We start from the raw sequence: 19750 nt of genomic DNA, 5'->3' as shown, positions 1-19750 counted from the left end.
TCGCCATTCGCCACCGGCCTGACTGCAGCGGGATCGGTCCAAGCGAGCTTTGCGCATAAGCACATGCGCAATGCGCGCATGCAGCGACGGCCGGCTTGCCTAGCATCGGTGGCTTGCATCGCATTGCGCCGAGACGCCGCCCCATGACCCTGTCGCCCGACACCATCGCCCCCCCTGCGCCCCGCATCGACCCCACCAGCCGGAACGCGCTTCCTCCAGAGGCCTTCCGCATCGCGCCTCTCGATGCGGCACTGGGTGCCGAGGTCACAGGCCTCGATGCCACGCGAGCGCTGCGCGCCGACCAGGTTCTGGCGCTGAAGCGGGCGCTGCTCGAACGGCACGTGCTGGTCTTCAAGCGCCAGCAGCTCGACGATGCGCAGTTCGAGCGCCTGGCCAGCTACTTCGGCAGTGTGTTCCGCCCGCCTGCCAACGTGCCGGTGCTCGGCTCCGACCCATACGGCGGCAACACGCCCGACATCGTGCACGTCTCGAACCTCGAAGGCGGCGTGCTCGGGCATGACGAACTGGCCGCGCACGCCGACCACCACTGGACACCGGTGCCCTCGTCCGGCTCCCTGCTCTACGGCATCGAAGTGCCGTCCGAAGGCGGCGACACGACCTGGTTCAACCTCGCGGCGGCCTGGGATGCGCTCGACACCGGCACCCAGCGCGAGATCGCGGACCTGAAGCTCATCACCTACAACCCGTTCCTGCGCAAGCTCAAGCCATTGCCCACCGGCTTCCCGCTCTACCGCACGCCCGACATCGAGCCCCTCACCCCCTTCGAAGTGCATCCGCTGGTGCGCACCCACCCCGACAGCGGCCGTCGCATCCTGCATCTGGGCGAGAAGACCGAGGTCGAGATCGTCGGCGTCGAGCCGCAGTACGGTGCGGCGCTCGTGGCCCGGTTGCGCAAGCACCTGCTGCAGCCGCGCTTCGCCTACACCCACCGCTGGTCGGTGGGCGACATCGTCTATTGGGACAACCAGGCCACGCTGCATGCGCGCAGTGCCTTCGACAACGGCGAGCGCCGCCTGCTCAAGCGCATCAGCCTCTCGGGCAGCCGCCCGTTCTGAACCCGCTGCAAAACTCGCAAGCGCGCAGCGGCCAACAGGCCCGTGCGCGAAAGATCTTCAATGGCTGCACGCCCCCCCATCCTGCTGAACGCGTTCGACATGAACACGGTCGGCCACATCTCGCACGGCCTGTGGCGCCATCCGAATGACCGCTCCACTGCGTACAAGCGCCTGCCCTACTGGCTCGACCTGGCGCGCACGCTGGAACGCGGCCTGTTCGACGGCCTGTTTCTCGCGGACGTCACGGGCGTCTACGACGTGTGGGGCGCCAGTGCCGACGCGGCGCTGCGCGACGCCATCCAGCTGCCGATCAACGACCCGGCGGTGCTGGTCGGCGCCATGGCGAGCGTCACCCGGCACCTGGGCTTCGGCATCACCGCCACCATCTCCGCCGAGCAGCCGCATGCATTCGCGCGGCGCATGTCCACGCTGGACCACCTGAGCGAAGGCCGCATCGGCTGGAACATCGTGACCGGCTTCCTCGACAGTTCGGCGCGTGCGCGCGGCGACACCGCCACGGCGGGCCACGACCAGCGCTACGACCGCGCCGACGAGTTCATGGCACTGGTCTACCAGCTGTGGGAGTCGAGCTGGGACGACGATGCGGTGATCGCCGACCGCGCGCGCGGCATCTACGCCGACCCCGCGAAAGTGCGCGCCATCCACCACGCGGGCGAGTTCTACAAGCTCGACGCGGTCCACCCGTGCGAGCCCTCGCCGCAGCGCACGCCGCTGCTGTTCCAGGCCGGCGCGTCCGCGCGCGGCACCGCCTTCGCGGCCCGCCATGCCGAGGTGGTCTTCGTGCCCAACCAGGGCCTGCAGGCAACCGCCGCCGTGGTGCGCAAGTTGCGCGCCGCCATGGCCGAGGCCGGACGCGACCCTTCGAACGCGCGCTTCGTCACGACCCTGCAGGTGGTCGTGGGCGCCACCGAAGGCGAAGCCCGCGCGCGCTACGAGGACTACCGCCGCTACGCCCGGCCCGAGGCCGGGCTGGTGCAGTTCTCCAGTGCCATCGGCGTCGACCTCTCCCACCATGGCCTGGACGATCCGGTGACCGGCGGCAGTGCCGATGCGATCCAGAGTTCGGTCGACTCGCTGCAACGGCAAGGGGCCGCACCCACCGTGCGCCAGTTGCTCGCGGAGATGCCCCTCGGCGGGCGGCATACGCCGGTGGTGGGCACGCCCGCGCAGATCGCCGACGAGATCGAGGCCTGGGTCGACGATGCCGGCGTCGACGGCTTCAACCTGGTGCGCACCGTCAGTCCCGAGGGCCTCGAGCACTTCGTCGACCTCGTCGTGCCCGAGCTGCAGCGCCGCGGCCTGCACAAGCGTGCCTATGCCGAAGGCAGCTGGCGCGAAAAGATCTTCGGGCGCGCGAGCGTGCGTCCGCCCGCACATCCCTTGGCAACCCCTTCATGACGACCGCCCACCTGATCCAGACCGACGCCGAAGCCCTCGACGTGGCACGCTCACTGGCTGCCGAATTCGCGCCGACCGCCTCCGAACGGGACCGCGATCGCCGGCTGCCGCATGACGAAGTCGAGCGCTTCTCGGCCAGCGGCCTGTGGGGCATCGTGGTGCCGCGCGCCTTCGGCGGCGCAGCGGTGTCGCACGCCACACTGGCAGAGGTCATCGCGCTGATCTCCGAGGCCGACCCAGCACTGGGCCAGATTCCGCAGAACCACCATTGCCTGGTCGATGCGGTGCGGCTCATCGGGAGCCCGGCACAGCAGGACTTCTTCTTTCGCGAGGCGCTGCAAGGCAAGCGCTTCGGCAATGCGGTGTCGGAAAGCGGCACGCCCAACGCCAAGGTGGTCACCGCGCGATTGAGCGACGGCCCCGACGGCCTGCGCCTGAACGGCCGCAAGTTCTATTGCACCGGCGCGCTGTTCGCGCACTGGGTGCCGGTGGCCGCCAAGGACAAGGACGACCGCCAGGTGCTCGTGTACGTGCCGCGCGACGCACCGGGCCTGGAAGTGCTCGACGACTGGAGCGGCTTCGGCCAGCGCACCACCGCGAGCGGCACCGTGACGGCCGAGAACGTGGTCATCGAGTCGCAGCAGGTCTTCCCGCGCGCGCAGCTCTTCGATCCGCCGACCATCCACGGCCCCTTCGCGCAGATCCTGCACGCGGCCATTGACCTGGGCATCGGCCGCGCCGCGATGGCCGACCTGCGCACCTGGGTACGCGACCGCGCACGCCCCTGGCCCGACAGCGGCGTGGCGCGCGCGGCCGACGACCCGCTGACGCTGGCCAAGCTCGGCGAGCTGGTCATCCAGCAGCATGCGGCCGAGGCCCTGCTCGAGCGCAGCGGCCGTTACCTCGACGCGGCGCGCGAGGACAGCACGCCCGCGCGCGTGACCGAGGCCTCCATCGCCGTGGCCGAAGCCAAGGTGGTGACGACCGAATTCGCGCTGCGTGCAGCTACCACGCTGATCGAGCTCGGCGGCACGCAGGCGACGCTGGCCGAACACAACCTCGACCGCCATTGGCGGAATGCACGCACGCACACCGTGCACGACCCGGTGCGCTGGAAGCCGCATGCCATCGGGAACCACTGGCTCAACGGTGCGACGCCGCAACGGCACGCGTCGCTCTGATCTCGCACAACGCCCTTCCCCCTCACCGAAAGAAGACCTTCACCATGGACCGTCGCCGCTTCATCCAACAAGGCAGTGCCTTCGTCTCCGTCGGCGCGGGTGGCGCCATCGCCACCACCGGCCTCGGACTGCCGCTCACCGCAATCGCCCAGTCCCGCAAGGAGACCGTGCGCGTGCTCGCTGAAGGCGCGCCCAACTCGCAGGATCCGCATGGCGAAGGCGTGAGCCGCGAGTCGCTCGGGCTCTTCACCAACGTGTACGACCGGCTGATCAACTTCGATCGGGTGCAGGTATCGCCGGGGGTGTTCAAGTACGACTATGGGCGCCTGCGCGGCGAGCTGGCCGAGAGCTTCGAGCAGTCCGCCGATGGCCGCACGCTGACCTTCAAGCTACGCCGCGACGCCACCTTCCACGACGGCAAGCCCGTCACCGCCAACGACGTGAAATGGTCGCTCGACCGCGCGGTCTCGCTGCCCGCCAGCAAGCGGCAACTGGCCACCGGCTCACTGGAGAGCCCCGCGCAGTTCAGCGTGGTGGACGCGCACACCTTCCGCATCACGCTGCCGCGCGCCGACCGCTACACGCTGCCCAACCTGGCGCTGTCCTTCGCGTCGGTGCTCAATGCCGAACTCGCCAGGTCGCACGCCACGCCAGCCGACCCCTGGGCTGCGGATTGGGTGAAGGCCAATGCGGCCGGCGGCGGCGCCTACCGGGTCGAGAACTTCACGCCGGGCCAGCAGGTGATCTATGCGCGCTTCGACGGTTGGAAGAGCGGTGCCTTGCCGCAGGTACGCCGCGCGGTGTTCCAGGTCGTGCCCTCGGCCTCGAACCGCGTGGCGGCGCTGCTCAAGGGCGATGCGGATGTGGCGCTGCAGCTGCCTCCGAAAGACCTCGACGCGCTCACCGACACGAGCCGCGCGAAGGTGATCTCCGTGCCCGTGACCACCAGCTTCCGCTTCGTGGCGTTCAACACGCAGGCCAAGCCCTTCGACGACGTGCGCGTGCGCCAGGCCATCGCCTACGCCCTGCCCTACACCTCGCTGCTGCGAGGCGCCAACCTGGGCCGCGGCGAACCGCTCTTCGGCGCGAAATCGGCCAAGCCCACGAGCAGCCGCTTTCCGCAGCCCTATCCCTACGAAACGCAGTTGCTGCGGGCGCGCGAGCTGCTCGCGCAGGCCGGACTGGCGAACGGCTTCAAGACCAGCTTCAGCTACAACGTGGGCGATGCCACCCTGGCCGAGCCGGCCGCGCTGCTGATCCAGGAGGCGCTCAAGAAGATCGGCATCGAGCTGACGATCGAGAAGGTGCCCGGCGCCCAGTGGGGCACGCTGCAGACCGAGAAGAAGCTGCCCTTCTTCATCGACAGCTCGTCGGCCTGGTTCAACGACCCCGACTACTTCTTTCGCATCTTCTTCCAGGGCGACTGGCGCTGGAACTTCGGCTCGTTCAAGAACGAGGAACTGGCAAAGCTGGTCGAGCAGGCGCGCTGGGAAACCGACCGCGCGAAATACGACCGCGCCATCCAGCGCGCGATCGAGATCGCCTTCGAGCAGGTGCCGCTGGTCCCGCTGTGGCTCCCCTCGTTCGAGGCGGCGCTGCAGCCCGATCTTCAAGGTTTCACCTACTACATCCACGGGCAGGTGGACTTCCGGCCACTGACACGCTCGTGAGCACGGCCGCGACCTTCGCGGGGCGCGTCGGCACGCGGCTGCTGGCCACGGTGCCGGTGTTGCTGGGCGCCGTCGTCTTCACCTTCCTCCTGACCCATGTGCTGCCCGGCGACCCGGCGGCCTTCCTGGCGTCCGGGCCGAATGCCGGCCCGGAGGAGATCGCGCAGATCCGCGCCCGCCTGGGCCTGGACCAGCCGCTGCCGGTGCAGCTGTGGCACTACCTGGTGGCGCTCGCGCAGGGCGACTGGGGGCAGTCCCACACCACGGGGCAAGCGGTGTGGACCGACCTGCGCCAGCGCCTGCCGGCGACGCTCGAGCTGACCTTCGTCGCCTTCGCGCTGACCCTGACCATCGCACTACCGCTGGGCGCCGCTGCCGCGCTGCGGCCCCGCTCGGCCTGGGATCGCGCCTGCACGCTGCTGACCGTGGGCGGCAGCTGCATGCCGACCTTCGTGATCGCACTGCTGCTGGTGTACGTCTTCTACTTCCTGCTCGGCTGGGCGCCCGAGCCGACCGGGCGCATCGACGCGATGCTGACACCGCCTCCCACGGTCACCGGCTTCCTGCTGGTCGACGCCACGCTGGCGGGACGCTGGGACGCGCTCTCGTCGGCAGGCGGGCGCCTGCTGCTGCCCGCCGTGGCCATGGCCCTCTTCTCGCTCTCGCCGGTGGCGCGGCTCATGCGCGCATCGCTGCTCGGCGTGCTGCGCAGTGACCCCGTGCGCACCGCGCGCGCTCTCGGCCTGCCGCGCCGCGCGGTGCTGGCGAGCGCACTGCACCTGGCGCTGCTGCCGGTCGTCACCGGCGCGGGCATGGTGTTCTCGTACATGCTGAGCGCCAACGTGGTGATCGAGAAGGTGTTCGCCTGGCCCGGCATCGGCAGCTATGCGCTCGATGCGCTGCTGGCCTCCGACCATGCGCCGCTGCAGGGCTTCGTGCTGCTGGTGGCACTGCTCTTCGTGGGTGTGAACCTGGGCATCGACCTGCTGCACGGCCGGATCGATCCGCGCGCCGGAGCCCGCGCATGAAGATTTCGCTCCCCCGCGTCGGCACTGCGTCCGGCCTGCTGTTGCTCGCGCTGTTCCTGGCCGCCGCGCTGCTCGGCCCCTCGCTGGCGCCCGTCGATCCGCTGGCCACCGATGTCGCGAACCGTCTGCAGCCGCCCGGTGCCGCGCACTGGTTCGGCACCGACGCCCTTGGCCGCGACCTGTTCTCGCGCGTGCTCGTGGCCACGCGGCTCGACCTGGGCATGGCGGCCGGCGCGGTCGTGCTGTCGCTGCTCGCGGGCAGCGCCGTGGGGGCGTGGTGCGGCTTCGTCGGCGGCGGCCTCGACCGATGGGTCGGCCGGCTGGTCGACGTGCTGATGGCCTTTCCGCTGTTCGTCGTGGCGATGGCGCTGGTCGCCGCCTGGGGCAACAGCGTGTCCAGCATCGTGTACGCGACGGCACTGATCAACCTGCCCTTCTACATTCGGCTGGTTCGCACCGAAGTGAGCGTCCGCCGCAACGCCGGCTACGTGGTCGCCGCGCGGCTGGGTGGCACCGCTGCGCCGCGCCTGCTCTTCGGCGTGCTGCTGCCGCATGTGCTGCCGGTGCTGGCGGTGCAGGGATCGATCAACCTCGGCTGGGCGCTGCTCAACGGCGCCGGCCTGTCGTTCATCGGCTTGGGGGTGCGCCCGCCGACGGCGGAATGGGGCGTGCTGGTGAGCGAAGGCGCGCCCTACATCATCACCGGCCAATGGTGGCTGGCCTTCTTTCCGGGCCTGGCGCTGTTCGCGGCCGTGGGCTGCTTCACGCTGCTGGGCGACGCGCTACGCGACCTGCTCGATCCGCGCGGCGCGGCCGAGGCGGCCCACGCATGAGCGCACCGCTGCTCGAGGTCGATGCACTGACGCTGCGCTTTCGCACGCCGGCTGGCACGGTGAACGTGCTCGACGACGTCGGCTTCACACTGCAGGCCGGCGAAACGCTGGGCCTGGTCGGCGAAAGCGGATCGGGCAAGTCGGTCACCGCCTTGGCCCTGGCCGGCCTGCTCGACCCGCGCGCGCAGGTGCATGCGCGGCGGCTGCGCTTTCAGGGACGCGATCTGTTGAACAGTGCGGGCGAACCCGATGCCTCCGCATGGCAAGGGCTGCGCGGACGCCGCATCGGCTTCGTGTTCCAGAGCCCAAGGCGCGCGCTGCATCCGCTGCGCACCATCGGTGATCAGTTGCAGCAGGTGCTGCAGGTGCACCGCGGCCTGAAGGCCGCTGCGGCGCGGCGAGAAGCGCTCGCATGGATCGAGCGCGTGGGGCTGAGCGAGCCGACACGGCGCTTCAAGGCCTATGCGCACGAGTTGTCCGGCGGCCAGTGCCAGCGCGTGATGATCGCCCTGGCACTGGCGGGCGAGCCCGCGCTGCTGATCGCGGACGAGCCGACCACGGGCCTCGACGTGAGCACGCAGGCCCGCGTGCTCGACCTCATCGCCGCACTCGCGCTCGAGCATCACCTGGCGACCTTGCTGATCACCCACGACCTGGCACTGGCCGCGCAGCGCTGCGCGCGCGTGGCGGTCATGCATGCCGGCCAGTTGGTGGAGACCTTGCCGAGCGCCGGGCTCCGAGGCGGCGCGGCGCATCCGTACACCCGCCAGTTGCTGCGCGCCACGCCGCAATCGGCGCCGACCCTCTCGGACCTGCGCAGCGTCGACGGCCTTCTGCCGGACCTGACCCGCACCGACCTGCCCGCTTGCCGCTTCGCCGAGCGCTGCGACCGGAGCGACGCACGTTGCCGCACCGAGGCGGCACCCTGGACCCGCATCGATCCGCGGCACGCGTTGAGGTGCTGGCACCCTGCGCTCGAATCCGCGCGGCCCGACGCGCTCTGAACGCATGCCCCTCGCCGACCCGCCTTTGCTCGACGTGCGCGATCTGGTCGCGCGCTATCCCCTATCGCCCGCGTCTGCCATGCCGCCTTTCGGCGGCTTGCGGCAACGGCAGCGCTGGCTGCAGGCCGTCGACGGCGTGAGCTTCACGGTCGCGCGGGGCGAGGCCGTGGGCCTGGTCGGCGAATCGGGTTGCGGCAAGTCCACCCTGGTGTCGCTGATCGCGCGGCTCAGCGACCCGGTGTCGGGGCATATCGTGTTCGACGGCATCGATCTGGCCACGCACGCCGCGGCCCACGCTGCCCGGGCGCCGTGGCGACGCCGCATGCAGATGGTGTTCCAGGATCCGCACGACAGTCTCGATCCGCGCAAGACGGCCTTCGATGCCGTGGCCGACCCGCTGCGCCGGCTGCTCGGCCTGCAAGGCCAGGCGCTGCGCGATCGCGTGCTGGACGTGGCGCAGCGCGTGCACCTGGGTGCCGATCTGCTGCAACGCCGCCCGCATGAACTGTCCGGCGGGCAGGCTGCGCGCGTGGGCATTGCGCGCGCCCTGGGGCCGGGGCCGGAACTGCTGATCCTCGACGAGCCCACCGCTGCGATCGACGTGTCGGTGCAAGCCGGCGTGCTGGCCCTGCTTGACCGCCTGCGGCGCGAACTGGGCCTGGCCATCGTGTTCGTGTCGCACGACCTCGGCGTTGTGCGCCTGCTCTGCGAGCGCGTGCTGGTGATGCGCGAAGGCCGCATCGTCGACCAGGGCCCGGCGCACGCGCTGTTCGACCAGCCGCGCCATCCGTACACCGCCGCGCTGGCGGCGTCCATTCCGCACTTTCCCGGCAAGTGATGCGCCGCAGCCGCGCCGCGCTCAAACCACCGCGCGATGCCTGGGCAGGCGGCCGAAGAATGGGTGGCTCGGGTCGTTGAAGCCCGGCACCGATGCATGACCGGTGACGACCAACGCATTCACCAAGGCTTCGTCCTCGTCGGTGAAGCGGTACTGCAGTGCGGGCACGTAGTCTTCCCATTGCGCCAGCGTGCGCGGGCCGGCGATCGCCGAAGTGACCAGCCGGTTGTTCAGCACCCAGGCCAGTGCGAACTGGCCCGGCGTGATGCCGCGGCCCTCCACGTGTTGCTTCACGCGCTGCGCAATCTCCAGCGACTCGGGCCGCCACTCGGTCTGCAGGATGCGCCGGTCGTCGCGGCCCGCGCGCGTGTCCGGCGGCGGCGCCTTGCCCGGCTCGTATTTGGCGGTGAGCACGCCGCGTGCGAGCGGGCTGTACGACACCACGCCCACGCCGTAGTACTCGGCCGCGGGCAGGTGCTCGGTTTCGACCTGCCGGTTGGCCAGGTTGTAGAGCGGCTGGGTGGCGGCGGGCCGGTCGACGTTCAGCGCATCGGCCGTGCGGGCGAACTCCGCGATCTTCCAGGCCGGATGGTTCGACAGCCCGTAGCTGCGCAGCTTGCCGGCACGGATCAGGTCGCCCAGCGCGCGCACGGTTTCGGAAACTGGCGTGGTGCGGTCTTCGCGGTGCAGGTACAGGAGGTCGATGTGGTCGGTGCCCAGCCGCCTGAGGCTGGCCTCCACCGACTGCACGATGCCGTGTCGGCCCGTACTCCGATTGTTGGGGCCGGCGATGTCCGGGTCGGAGTTGGCGAACTTGGTCGCCAGCACCCAGCGGTTTCGGTTCGGCGCCACCAGTTCGCCCACCACCCTTTCGGACTCGCCCTTGTTGTAGGCATTGGCTGTGTCGATGAAGTTGATGCCCTGCTCGAGCGCGCGCTCGGTGATGCGCTGTGCGGTGGCGCGGTCGGTCTGGTTGCCGAACATCATGGTGCCGAGCGTGATTGGCGATACGAAGATGCCGCTGCGGCCAAGGGGACGGTAGTCGATGCTGCTCATGGAAGAAATCTTTCTGTGGATCGCTGGAATGGCCGTCAAAGGCGAAGCCCGGCCTGCTTCATCAGCGGCAGGATGCGGTCGCCGAAGAATTCGAGGTCGGGCTTGAAGTCGAAGAAGCTCAGTTGCAGGCCGTCGATGCCCGCGCGCTTGAGCTGCACGAACTGTTCGACCACCTGCTCGGGCGTGCCGATGACCTCCACGTTGCCCCCGATGGCGCGGCGCTTGGGCGCGTCGTTGCCCACGCGGCCGCGCCAAGCGTGCGCATCGCTGTCGAAGCGGCTGAAGTGAACACTCGGATCGCTGTCGACGTGCGCGACGATGGCGTCGTGGTAGTCCCAGGTCTCGCGCTCGGTCTCGCGGCTGATGACCATCGGGTTGAGCAGCGTGCGCACCTCGCGCCCCACGTCGCGCGCCACCTGCTTGACGCGGGCCGTGTGTGCGGGCAAGGCCTCGATCGCGCTCGCGAAGCTGGAGCCGCTCGGGCTGGTGATGAAGACGATGTCCGAATAGCGCGCGGCGAACGCGATACCCGCGTCGGACCCCGTGGCGTTCACCAGCACCGGCCGCCCGTAATGCGGCTTGGGCGTCACGAAGGCGCCGTCGAGCTTCCAGGACGATTCGCCCTGGAACGACCAGTTCTCGGTGTCGGCCCACAGGCGCTGGACGGCTTCGAGGAACTCGGCCGCCAGCTCGTAGCGCCGGTCGTGCGCAATGCGCTGCGAGCCGAACATCTCGTGCTCGACCACGCGGTGGCCCGTGACCACGTTGATGCCCCAGCGCCCGCCCGAGATGTGGTCGAGCGTGGCGGCGTACTTGGCCAGGTGCAGCGGATGCAGCGGGCCGTAGAGCACATGGATGGTCGAGATCAGCAGGATGCGGCTCGTCACCGCGGTGAGCGCGGCCGTGGTCATGAACGAGTCGAGCGCCTGGCCGTTGAAGACGCCGCCATAGCCGCCCTTGGGCAGCCATTGCGAGAGCGCGAACACCAGGTCGAAGCCCAGGCGCTCGGCGTGCAGCACGAGATCCCTGTTGTAGTCGAAGCGCCAGTCGGTGGTGCGCGGCAGCGTCGATGCACTCCAGCCGCCGGCCTGGATCGGCAGGAACAGCCCGAGCAGCACCGGCTGCCTGAACGCCTGGGAAATCGGACTGGCGCTGAATTCGGTCGGTGCGGCAAAGCGCTCCCACCCGGCGATGGCGCCGGGGCGGTGGGTCAGGGACATCTTGAAATTACCTTCCAGGGGCTGGATTCTGAGCAGCCGCCAGCGAATTGGCACGTCCGGAATCCGCATATCTAAATTCGGCTGGCGTGCTGCAGGCAACCATGCGCCACCGCATGAGGAAGCTCGAAAAAATGCTAAGTGCCGGCCCGGTTTTCAAAGACCATCGTCTGCCCTTATGCGCACAACGCCGATACGGCGACCCCTCCCATGCTTTCTTCCCTGCTCAAGAAACTGAAGTTCAATCCGCAGTTGCTCCACCTGGCATTGGCAGCCCTTCCCTTCACGGCCATGGCGCAGACGAAGGCGCCCACGCCGGTGGACGGCGGCACGCTGACCTATGCGGTGGTGCAGGAACCCACGTCCTTGGTCTCCTTCCTCGACACCAAGACCGACAACCGCAACGTGAGCGCCAAGGTCACCGAAGGCCTGCTGCGCTACGACGCGAAGTTCAACCCGCAGCCGCTGCTGGCGACCGCGTGGACCGTGAGCGCCGACGGCCTGAAGTACAGCTTCAAGCTGCGCCCCGGCGTGAAGTTCCACGACGGCCGCGACTTCACTGCCGAAGACGTGCGCTACTCGGTGCTGACGCAGAAGAAGCAGGGCCCGCGCGGTCGCATCACGCTGGCCAATGTGGAGCGCGTGGACGCCCCCGATCCGCTCACCGCCGTGATCGTGCTGAGCAAGCCCGCGCCCTTCCTGCTCAAGGCGCTGTCGTCGGCCGAACTGCCGATCGTGCCGGCGCACCGCTACGCCGACGGCGAGCCGCTCGGCAATCCCAACATCACGGCGCCCGTGGGCACCGGCCCCTTCGTGTTCGAGGAATGGGTGCGCGGTAGCCATCTGGTGTTGCGCAAGAACCCCGCCTATTGGCGCAAAGGCTTCCCGCACCTGGACCGCGTGATCGTGAAGTTCATTCGCGATCCCGCCGCACTCTCCACCGCGATCGAGACCGGGGAAGTCGACGTGGCCCAGGGCGTCGCCCTGGCCGACCTGGAGCGCCTGGCCACGAACCCGAAGCTCAAGGTGGACGACAGCTACGACGGCTTCCTGAACAACGCGTCCTTCCTCGAGTTCAACGTCGAGAACCCGGTGCTGGCGAAGCCCCAGGTGCGACACGCCATCGCGCAGGCCATCGACCGCAACTTCATCCGCAACACCATCTACTACAAACGCGCGGAGGTGGTGAATTCGCCCGTGCCGCGCGTGCTGTCCGACTACTACGACGACAGCACCTTCCGCTACCCCTTCGACGTGGCGGCCGCCAACCGGCTGCTGGATGAGGCGGGCCAGCCCAAGCAGGCCAACGGCCAGCGCTTTTCGCTGCGCCTGAGCTACATCCCCGGCGCGGAGTTCAAGCGCACCACCGACTACCTGCGCTCGGCGCTGGCGCGTGTGGGCATCAAGGTCGAGGTGGTCGACGGCGACCTGCCGACCTTCCTCAAGCGCGTGTACGCCACGCGCGACTTCGACATCAACATCAACGGCCTGGGCCGCCTGTTCGACCCGACGGTGGGAGTGCAGCGCTTTTACTGGGGGGACGGCGTGCGCAACCCGCTGATCTGGATCAACGGCGCGCACTACGACAACCCGCAGGTCGACGAGCTTTTCCGCCAGGCGGCCGTGGAGGTCGATGCGAGCCGGCGCGCCGTGCAGTTCAAGCAGATCCAGCAGATCGTGGGCCGGGAGCTCCCGGTGCTGCCACTCGTCACCGTGCCCTCGATCCATGTGCTCAACAAGCGCGTGCACGACTTCTACAACAGCATCGACCTCGCGGCCGGCGACCTCGCCGACGCTTGGGTCGAACCGAAGAAGTGAACGCCATGATGACGCACACCCTGCCACACGCCCTTCTGGAGTCCCTGACCTTCGCGAGCGCACGCGAACAGGCCGAGGCGCTGGCCGCCGGCCGTGTGACGGCTGCCGAACTGCTCGAACACGTGCTTGCGCGCATCGACCGCTTCGACCGCGACATCAACGCCGTGGTCGTGCGCAACGACGAGGCCGCCCGTGCGGCCGCCCGGGAGGCGGATGCCGCACTCGCGCGGGGCGAACGCCGGCCGCTGCTGGGCGTGCCGATCACGGTCAAGGAATCCTTCGACGTGGCCGGCTTCGTCACCAGCAGCGGCAACCCGGACTATGCGGACAACGTGGCCGCGCACGACGCCTTGGCCGTGGCCGCGCTGCGGCGGGCCGGCGCGGTGATCGTCGGCAAGAGCAACGTACCGCTCGCGCTGGCCGACCTGCAGAGCTACAACGCGATCTACGGCGTGAGCAGCAATCCATGGGACACCACGCGCACGCCGGGCGGCTCCTCGGGCGGCTCGGCCGCAGCGCTCGCGGCAGGCTACGTGGCGCTGGAGCTGGGCACCGACATCGGCGGCTCGATCCGCATCCCGGCGCACTTCACCGGCGTGTACGGCCACAAGCCGACGGTGGGGCTGGTCGCGCTGGGCGGAACCGGCGTGCCGTCGGGCCGCCGGGCCGACCGCGACCTGACCGTTGCCGGCCCGCTGGCGCGCACCGCGGCTGACCTGGAACTCGCACTGGACCTGCTGCTCAACCTCGAGCCGCTGGCCGCGAAGGCCTGGAAGGCGAACCTACCGCCCGCACGCCACACGCAGCTCAAGGACTTCCGCGTGCTGGTGATCGACCAATGGCCCGGCAGCCCGCGCAGCCTGCACGAGGCGCTGGTGGTCGAGCGCGTGGTGGAGCGCCTGCGCACGCAGGGCGTGCAGGTGAGCCGTCCCTCGGAACTGACACCAGGGCTGCTGCCCGATCTCGCGCAGTCGCACCGCCTCTACCGCAGCCTGCTGGGCTCGTCGCTCGCCTCGCCGCCGGCGCTGAGCGATGCGGCGCAGAAGCGGCTCGAAGCGCTGTCACCCGACGACGACAGCGCCGACGCGGCGTGGCTGCGCGCGTCGACGCTGCGGCACACCGAATGGCTGCGCGACAACGAGGCGCGCCATGTGCTGCGCCACCAGTGGGAGCGCTTCTTCGACGCCTTCGACGTGGTCGTGACACCGGTAGCGCCGCTACCCGCCTTCCGCCACAACCACAGCGATCCGAAGGACGCGCGCACCTACCCCATCGCGTTCGACGACGGCACACGCGAGGTGCGCTTTCTCGATCTGTTCCATTGGGCAGGCCTGCCGGTGCTGCCCGGCCTGCCGGCCACGAGCTTTCCGGTCGGTCTGGACTCAGACGGCCTGCCGGTGAGCGTGCAGGCCGTGGGGCCGTACCTCGAAGACCGGACGACCATCGCCTTCGCGCACCTGCTCGAGCAGGTGTACGGCGGCTTCGTGGCGCCACCCGGGTATGACACGGCCCCGGCGAACGAGGCGTCGCAGCCATGAGCCGGAACGCCATCGGTCGCCGGGTCTTCCTGCAGGGCAGCGCGAGCCTCGGCCTCGCCGGTCTGGCAGGCCTGGAATCAGTGTGGGCCCAAGGACCGCCGGCATCTGCAGCCGACGCCCTCGGCGCCCCGGTGCGCGGCGGCACGCTCACCGTCCTGATCGACCCCGAGCCACCGACGCTCACCACCATCGCGCATTCGGCCGGCGCGTCGGTGCTGGTCTCGGCCAAGGTCACCGAGGGACTGCTGCGCTACGACTTCGACCTGGCGCCGCAGCCGCAGTTGGCCACCGCCTGGTCGGTGAGCAGCGACGGCCTGCAATACACCTTCACGCTGCGCCGCGGCGTGAAGTGGCACGACGGCAAACCCTTCACCTCGGCCGACGTCGCGCACTCCATCGGCCTGCTCAAGCAGTACCACCCGCGCGGGCGCGCCACGTTTTCCAGCGTGGCCGAGGTGCGCACGCCGGACGAGTTCACCGCCGTGCTGGTGCTGTCGAAGCCGGTGCCCTACCTGATCACCGCGCTCTCGGCCTCCGAGTCGCCGATCGTGCCGAAGCATCTCTACGAGAACGGCAAGGCCGACGCCAACCCGGCCAACAACGCGCCCATCGGCACCGGGCCGTTTATCTTCAAGGAGTGGGTGCGCGGCAGCCACGTGACCTACGAGCGCAACCCGAACTACTGGGACGCGCCGCGCCCCTATGTCGACCGGCTCATCGTGCGGTTCATTCCCGATGCGGCGGCGCGCGCAGCGGCCATCGAGAAGGGTGAGGTACACCTCGCCCCCGGCACACCAGTGCCGCTGGGTGACGTGGAACGGCTGCGCGCCAAGCCGAACCTGGTGTTCGAGCCCAACGGCTACCAATACATCAACAACGTTTCGCGCGTCGAGTTCAATCTCGAGAACCCGGCGCTGCAGGATCTGCGGGTGCGCCAGGCTATCGCGCACGCCATAAACCGGCAGGTGGTGCAGAAGACCGTGTGGTACGGCCAGGGGCAGCTCATTCCCGGGCCGGTACATCCCGCTCTCAAGAAGTACTACGTGCCCGACCTGCCGGTTCTGCCGTACGACACGAAGCAGGCCGAGGCGCTGCTCGACGCCGCCGGTCTCACGCGCGGCAAGGCCGGCGCCAACCTGCGGCTGAAGCTCGCATTGACGCCGATTCCCAACGAGGGCGGGCAGCGCACCGCGGAGTACCTGAAGCAGAGTCTCGGCCGCATCGGCATCGAGGTGACCATCAACTCGCAGGACTTCGCGACCTACGTCAAGCGCGTGTACGCCGACCGTGCCTTCGACCTGCATGTGAGCGTGATGAGCAACACCTTCGACCCGACCGTCGGCATCCAGCGGCTCTACTGGTCGAAGAACTTCAAGAAGGGCCTGCCCTTCTCCAACGGCTCGGGCTACAGCAACCCCGAGGTCGACCGGCTCCTCGAGGCCGCCGCGGTCGAGGTGGACGAAGGCTTGCGCCGACAGGCCTTTGCCGAGTTCCAGCGCCACATCGTGCGCGACCTGCCCGACATCACGCTGCTGGCACTCGACAACTACACCATCGCCGATCGCCGCGTGCGCGGCCACACGGTGAGCGCCGACGGCATCGCCGGCAACCTGGCGGGCGCCTGGATCGGCGCCTGAACGATCGGAGAACATCCCATGTCCACCACCGCATCTCCAGCTTCCACAACAAGCCCCGACGTGCTCTGGTACACCCGCTGCCCGGTGCCCTCGCCGCTGGGCATCGCCGCGCGCCAGGGCTGGCTGGCGGAGACCTTCGCCGAGGAAGGCATCGCCGTCGAGTCGATCATCGACTCGAAGGACCGCAGCATTCGCGAGAGTCACTTCGACCATCACCTGGCCTGGTCCTTTCGCCAGGGCGGCAACATCCCGCCGATCTGGGCGCGGTCGAACGGGCGCGCCACACGGCTCGTCGCCATCACCTGGACCGACGAATTCCAGGCCATCGTCACGTTGCCGGGCCGCGGTATCTCGTCGCTCGAGCATCTGGCCGGCAAGCGCTTCGCGGTGCCGCGACGCGTCAATGACCTGATCGACTTCCATCGCGCCACGGCATTGAAGGGCGTGGTGTCCGGGCTGTCGTTGGCCGGGCTCACGACTGCTGACCTGACGCTGGTCGACCTGCCGATCGAGGAGTCCGTGATCGTCGCGCAGGGCGAGCCCAGCCTGTTCGGGCTGCGGCGGCGGCATCCGTACTTCCGCGAGGTGGATGCGCTGGTGCGCGGCGAGGCGGACGCGATCTTCGTCAAGGGCGCGGAAGGCGTCGTCGTCGCCAACCTCATCGGGGCGCAGGTGGTGGCCGAGTTCGGCAACCATCCCGACCCGAAGGTGCGCATCAACAACGGCACGCCGCGCGTGCTGACGGTCGACGACGCGTTGTCGCAGCAGCGCCCGGACCTGGTGGTGCGGCTGCTCGACGTGGTCGCGCGCGCAGGCCGCTGGGCCGAAGCGCACCCCGACGAGACCGTTCGCTTCGTGGCCCGCGAAATCGCCACCAGTGAAGACGCGGTGCTGGCGTCGAACGGCCCCGATGTGCACCGTCACTTGCACATCGGGCTGGAAGCACCCCTGGTCGAAGCGATCGGGCACTTCAAGGACTTCCTGCTGGCATGGGGGTTTCTGCCAGCCGACTTCGACCTCGGCGCCTGGGTCGACTCGGCGCCGCTGCGTGCACTGCAGGCGCAAGGCGCGCAGAAGCCCGCGCTCGAATCAGTGGCGGCCGCCGCGTGAGCGCGGCGCCCCGTATTCTCGTGACGGGCGCGTCCGGGCGTCTGGGCCGGCTGCTGTTGCCCCGGCTGCTTGCGCGCGGTGCGCACGTTCGCGCGCTCACCCGCCAGCACGCCCTGGCGCCAGCATGGCGCGACCAGGGTGTCGAAGCTGCCATCGGCGACTTCGGCGACGCCGACGCGTTGCGCCGGGCGCTGGACGGCAGCACCCACCTGTTCCTGCTGTCGCCGATCACGCCCACGTTGGCCACCGAACAGATTGCCGTCATCGAAGCCGCCGCGGCCGCCGGGGTTCGCCGCATCGTCAAGCTGTCGGGATCTCACTGGACCCTCGAGCCGCCGGGCCGCTCGCTGTCGGGCGATGCGCATGCACAGATCGAGGCGTCCTTGCATCGCTCGGGCATCGCGCACCGCGTGTTGCGGCCCAACGCATGGCTGCAGGTGATGCTCGCGCGCGTGCCCGCAGAGCTCGCGGCCGGCGACGTGCTTCAGGCGCCACCGGGCGATCCGCAAGTCGCCTTCATCGATGCACGCGACATCGCGGACGTGGCAGTGGAGGCCTTGTACGAATCGACAGCCGAGTCAGGCGACGCCTCGGCGCCCTGGGTGCTGACCGGCGCCGAGGCCGTGGGCTACCGCGAGATCGCCCGGATCGCCGCGCGGATCACCGGACGGCCCATCGCGGCCGTGCCCTTGTCGGCGCAGGCGCAACGCGAGCGCATCGCACAGGCGCCTTCGCCCTACATCGCCGAAGTCCACGCGCAGTTCGCTCGCCTGATCGGCGCCGGTGAAGCGGCCGGCACGACCGACACCGTGACGCAGGTGCTCGGCCGCCCGCCGCGCACCGTGGCCGCCTATCTGGACGAACTGCTCGCGCCAAAGACCGCACCCTGACCCGGCCGCGCCAGCACGCTCCCCGCATTTACTTATCCTGATTCCTGCTAAACGATCGGACGTCGACGACCTACGATTTGGGGCTCGCCCCCAGGAACCCCATGTCTCTCCACACCGAAGCCGAGCGCGTGAACCACGCTGTCGCCGGCACCGCCTCCCCGATCGCCGAACCCTCCCCCATCCCCTCGAATCCTCACCCCGCACCGCGTCGCAACAGCGCGCCCGCTGCCGCCGATGCCGCCGAACTGTTCGCTCGCGCAGCCGTGCTGCTGCCCGAGATCGGCAGGGAAGCCGCCGAGCGCGAACAGGCGCGCGAGCTGCCCTATGCGCTGGTGCGCCGCATCGCCGAGGCCGGCCTGCTCACCTTCCGCATCCCAAAGGCCTACGGTGGGCCAGGCGGGTCGGTGCACGACGTCATTCGCTTCGTGATCGACCTGTCGGCGGTGGACTCCAACATCGCGCAGGCGCTGCGGCCCAACTTCGGCACCGTCGAAAGCCTGCTGTTCTCCGGCAGCGAGGCCGAACGCCAGCGTGGCTTCGCGCGCCTGCTGGCCGGGGACATCTTCGGTAACGGCGGCCTCGAACGCGGCGGCGCCCACGGCGCCGTCAGCGCCCGCATCCGGCGCGACGGTGCGCAGTTTCGCGTCACCGGCACCAAGTACTACAGCACCGGCGCCCTGTACGCCGACTGGATCAGCTCCATCGCGCTCGACGACGAGGGCAAGGAGACCGCCTTCACCGTGCCGCGCGAGCGCGCGGGCGTGGAGCTGATCGACGACTTCGACACAATCGGGCAACGCCTGACCGCCAGCGGCACCACGCGCTTTCACGACACGGTCGTCGAAGCCGACGAGATCCGGCCGAACTACATCCCGCGCGACCGGCGCAACCCCGTGTATCCGCTGTTCCAACTGTTCCTGGCGGCCGTGGAAGCCGGCATCGCGCGCAACGCCCTGCACGACGCGGTGCAGTTTGCGCGGGAGCATGCGCGGCCGATCCGGCACAGCAGCGCCAGCCGGTCGGTCGACGACCCCTACGTGCAGGAAACCGTGGGCCAGATCGCATCGCAGGCCTACGCCGCCGAAGCCACCGTGCTGCGCGCCGCCGACGCGATCGACGCCGCCTGGGCGGATGACCTCAGCAACGCCGCGCTGACCGAAGCCTCGGTGGCGGTGGCCCAGGCGCAGTATTTCGCCGTGGAAGCCGCGCTGCGCGCCAGCGAGCTGGCCTTCGACGTCGGCGGCGCGTCAGCCACCGACCGCCGCCACAACATCGACCGCCACTGGCGCAATGCGCGCACGGTGGCCAACCACAACCCGCGGCAATGGAAGGCGGCGGCTTCGGGGGCTTGGCATCTCAAGGCAGAAGGGCCGCCGACGACAGGGTCGTTCTAGTGTGCGCAACTGCTGACGCGTCGACGGAACGCGAACCCACG

16 protein-coding genes are annotated in these 19750 nt (G+C 69.6%); 14 read left to right on the top strand and 2 right to left on the bottom strand.

Annotation, left to right across the window (positions count from 1 at the left end; all coding sequences use genetic code 11):
• The first annotated feature begins 143 nt into the window (after positions 1–143).
• Genes N8A90_RS12810 through N8A90_RS12775 form a run of 8 tightly spaced genes read left to right on the top strand, consistent with a single transcriptional unit; the run spans position 144 to position 9049 of the window.
• On the top strand, positions 144–1076 hold the full coding sequence (locus N8A90_RS12810; RefSeq protein WP_262075287.1) for a TauD/TfdA dioxygenase family protein: 933 nt from the start codon (positions 144–146) through the stop codon (positions 1074–1076).
• A 60-nt stretch (positions 1077–1136) separates the two neighbouring features.
• Positions 1137–2495, top strand: a complete 1359-nt coding sequence (locus N8A90_RS12805) for an LLM class flavin-dependent oxidoreductase (RefSeq protein ID WP_262075286.1) — start codon at positions 1137–1139, stop codon at positions 2493–2495.
• Complete coding sequence (locus tag N8A90_RS12800) at positions 2492–3676, top strand: SfnB family sulfur acquisition oxidoreductase (protein WP_262075285.1); 1185 nt, start codon at positions 2492–2494, stop codon at positions 3674–3676. The genes N8A90_RS12805 and N8A90_RS12800 overlap by 4 nt, the downstream gene beginning before the upstream one ends.
• A 44-nt stretch (positions 3677–3720) precedes the next feature.
• On the top strand, positions 3721–5346 hold the full coding sequence (locus N8A90_RS12795) for an ABC transporter substrate-binding protein (RefSeq protein WP_262075284.1): 1626 nt from the start codon (positions 3721–3723) through the stop codon (positions 5344–5346).
• Positions 5343–6374, top strand: a complete 1032-nt coding sequence (locus N8A90_RS12790; RefSeq protein ID WP_262075283.1) for an ABC transporter permease — start codon at positions 5343–5345, stop codon at positions 6372–6374. The genes N8A90_RS12795 and N8A90_RS12790 overlap by 4 nt, the downstream gene beginning before the upstream one ends.
• Positions 6371–7207 (top strand): ABC transporter permease, encoded by an 837-nt coding sequence (locus N8A90_RS12785; protein WP_262075281.1) that lies wholly within the window; start codon positions 6371–6373, stop codon positions 7205–7207. The genes N8A90_RS12790 and N8A90_RS12785 overlap by 4 nt, the downstream gene beginning before the upstream one ends.
• Positions 7204–8211 carry an ABC transporter ATP-binding protein gene (locus tag N8A90_RS12780; RefSeq protein ID WP_262075280.1) on the top strand — a complete coding sequence of 336 codons (1008 nt, stop codon included), beginning with the start codon at positions 7204–7206 and terminating at the stop codon, positions 8209–8211. Before N8A90_RS12785 ends, N8A90_RS12780 begins: the two co-directional genes overlap by 4 nt.
• Positions 8212–8215: 4 nt before the next feature.
• Positions 8216–9049, top strand: coding sequence for an ABC transporter ATP-binding protein (locus N8A90_RS12775; protein ID WP_262075279.1), 834 nt, complete (start codon positions 8216–8218; stop codon positions 9047–9049).
• Positions 9050–9070: 21 nt separating this feature from the next.
• On the opposite strand, the gene N8A90_RS12770 is transcribed toward N8A90_RS12775, so the two are convergent.
• Complete coding sequence (locus N8A90_RS12770; protein WP_262075478.1) at positions 9071–10096, bottom strand: aldo/keto reductase; 1026 nt, start codon at positions 10094–10096, stop codon at positions 9071–9073.
• 44 nt (positions 10097–10140) lie between these two features.
• Positions 10141–11325 (bottom strand): LLM class flavin-dependent oxidoreductase, encoded by a 1185-nt coding sequence (locus N8A90_RS12765; RefSeq protein WP_262075278.1) that lies wholly within the window; start codon positions 11323–11325, stop codon positions 10141–10143.
• A 288-nt stretch (positions 11326–11613) separates the two neighbouring features.
• On the opposite strand from N8A90_RS12765, the gene N8A90_RS12760 reads away from it, so the two are divergent.
• The 6 genes from N8A90_RS12760 (at position 11614) to N8A90_RS12735 (ending at position 19709) form a co-directional block, all read left to right on the top strand.
• Positions 11614–13140, top strand: a complete 1527-nt coding sequence (locus N8A90_RS12760; RefSeq protein ID WP_262075477.1) for an ABC transporter substrate-binding protein — start codon at positions 11614–11616, stop codon at positions 13138–13140.
• A 5-nt stretch (positions 13141–13145) separates the two neighbouring features.
• Positions 13146–14678, top strand: coding sequence for an amidase (locus N8A90_RS12755; RefSeq protein WP_262075277.1), 1533 nt, complete (start codon positions 13146–13148; stop codon positions 14676–14678).
• Complete coding sequence (locus N8A90_RS12750) at positions 14675–16315, top strand: ABC transporter substrate-binding protein (RefSeq protein WP_262075276.1); 1641 nt, start codon at positions 14675–14677, stop codon at positions 16313–16315. The genes N8A90_RS12755 and N8A90_RS12750 overlap by 4 nt, the downstream gene beginning before the upstream one ends.
• Positions 16316–16333: 18 nt before the next feature.
• On the top strand, positions 16334–17425 hold the full coding sequence (locus N8A90_RS12745; protein ID WP_262075275.1) for an ABC transporter substrate-binding protein: 1092 nt from the start codon (positions 16334–16336) through the stop codon (positions 17423–17425).
• Entirely contained in the window at positions 17422–18315 is an 894-nt protein-coding gene (locus tag N8A90_RS12740; RefSeq protein WP_262075274.1) for an NAD(P)H-binding protein, read from the top strand. The genes N8A90_RS12745 and N8A90_RS12740 overlap by 4 nt, the downstream gene beginning before the upstream one ends.
• Positions 18316–18416: 101 nt before the next feature.
• A complete protein-coding gene (locus N8A90_RS12735) occupies positions 18417–19709 on the top strand; it encodes an acyl-CoA dehydrogenase family protein (RefSeq protein ID WP_262075273.1) in 1293 nt (430 codons plus the stop codon).
• Positions 19710–19750 lie beyond the last annotated feature (41 nt).

Origin of the sequence: Variovorax sp. N23, assembly GCF_025486315.1 — a bacterium.
Classification (GTDB): domain Bacteria; phylum Pseudomonadota; class Gammaproteobacteria; order Burkholderiales; family Burkholderiaceae_C; genus Variovorax.
The sequence above is the reverse complement of the archived record's forward strand: the minus strand, read 5'-3'. Positions and strand labels throughout refer to the sequence as shown.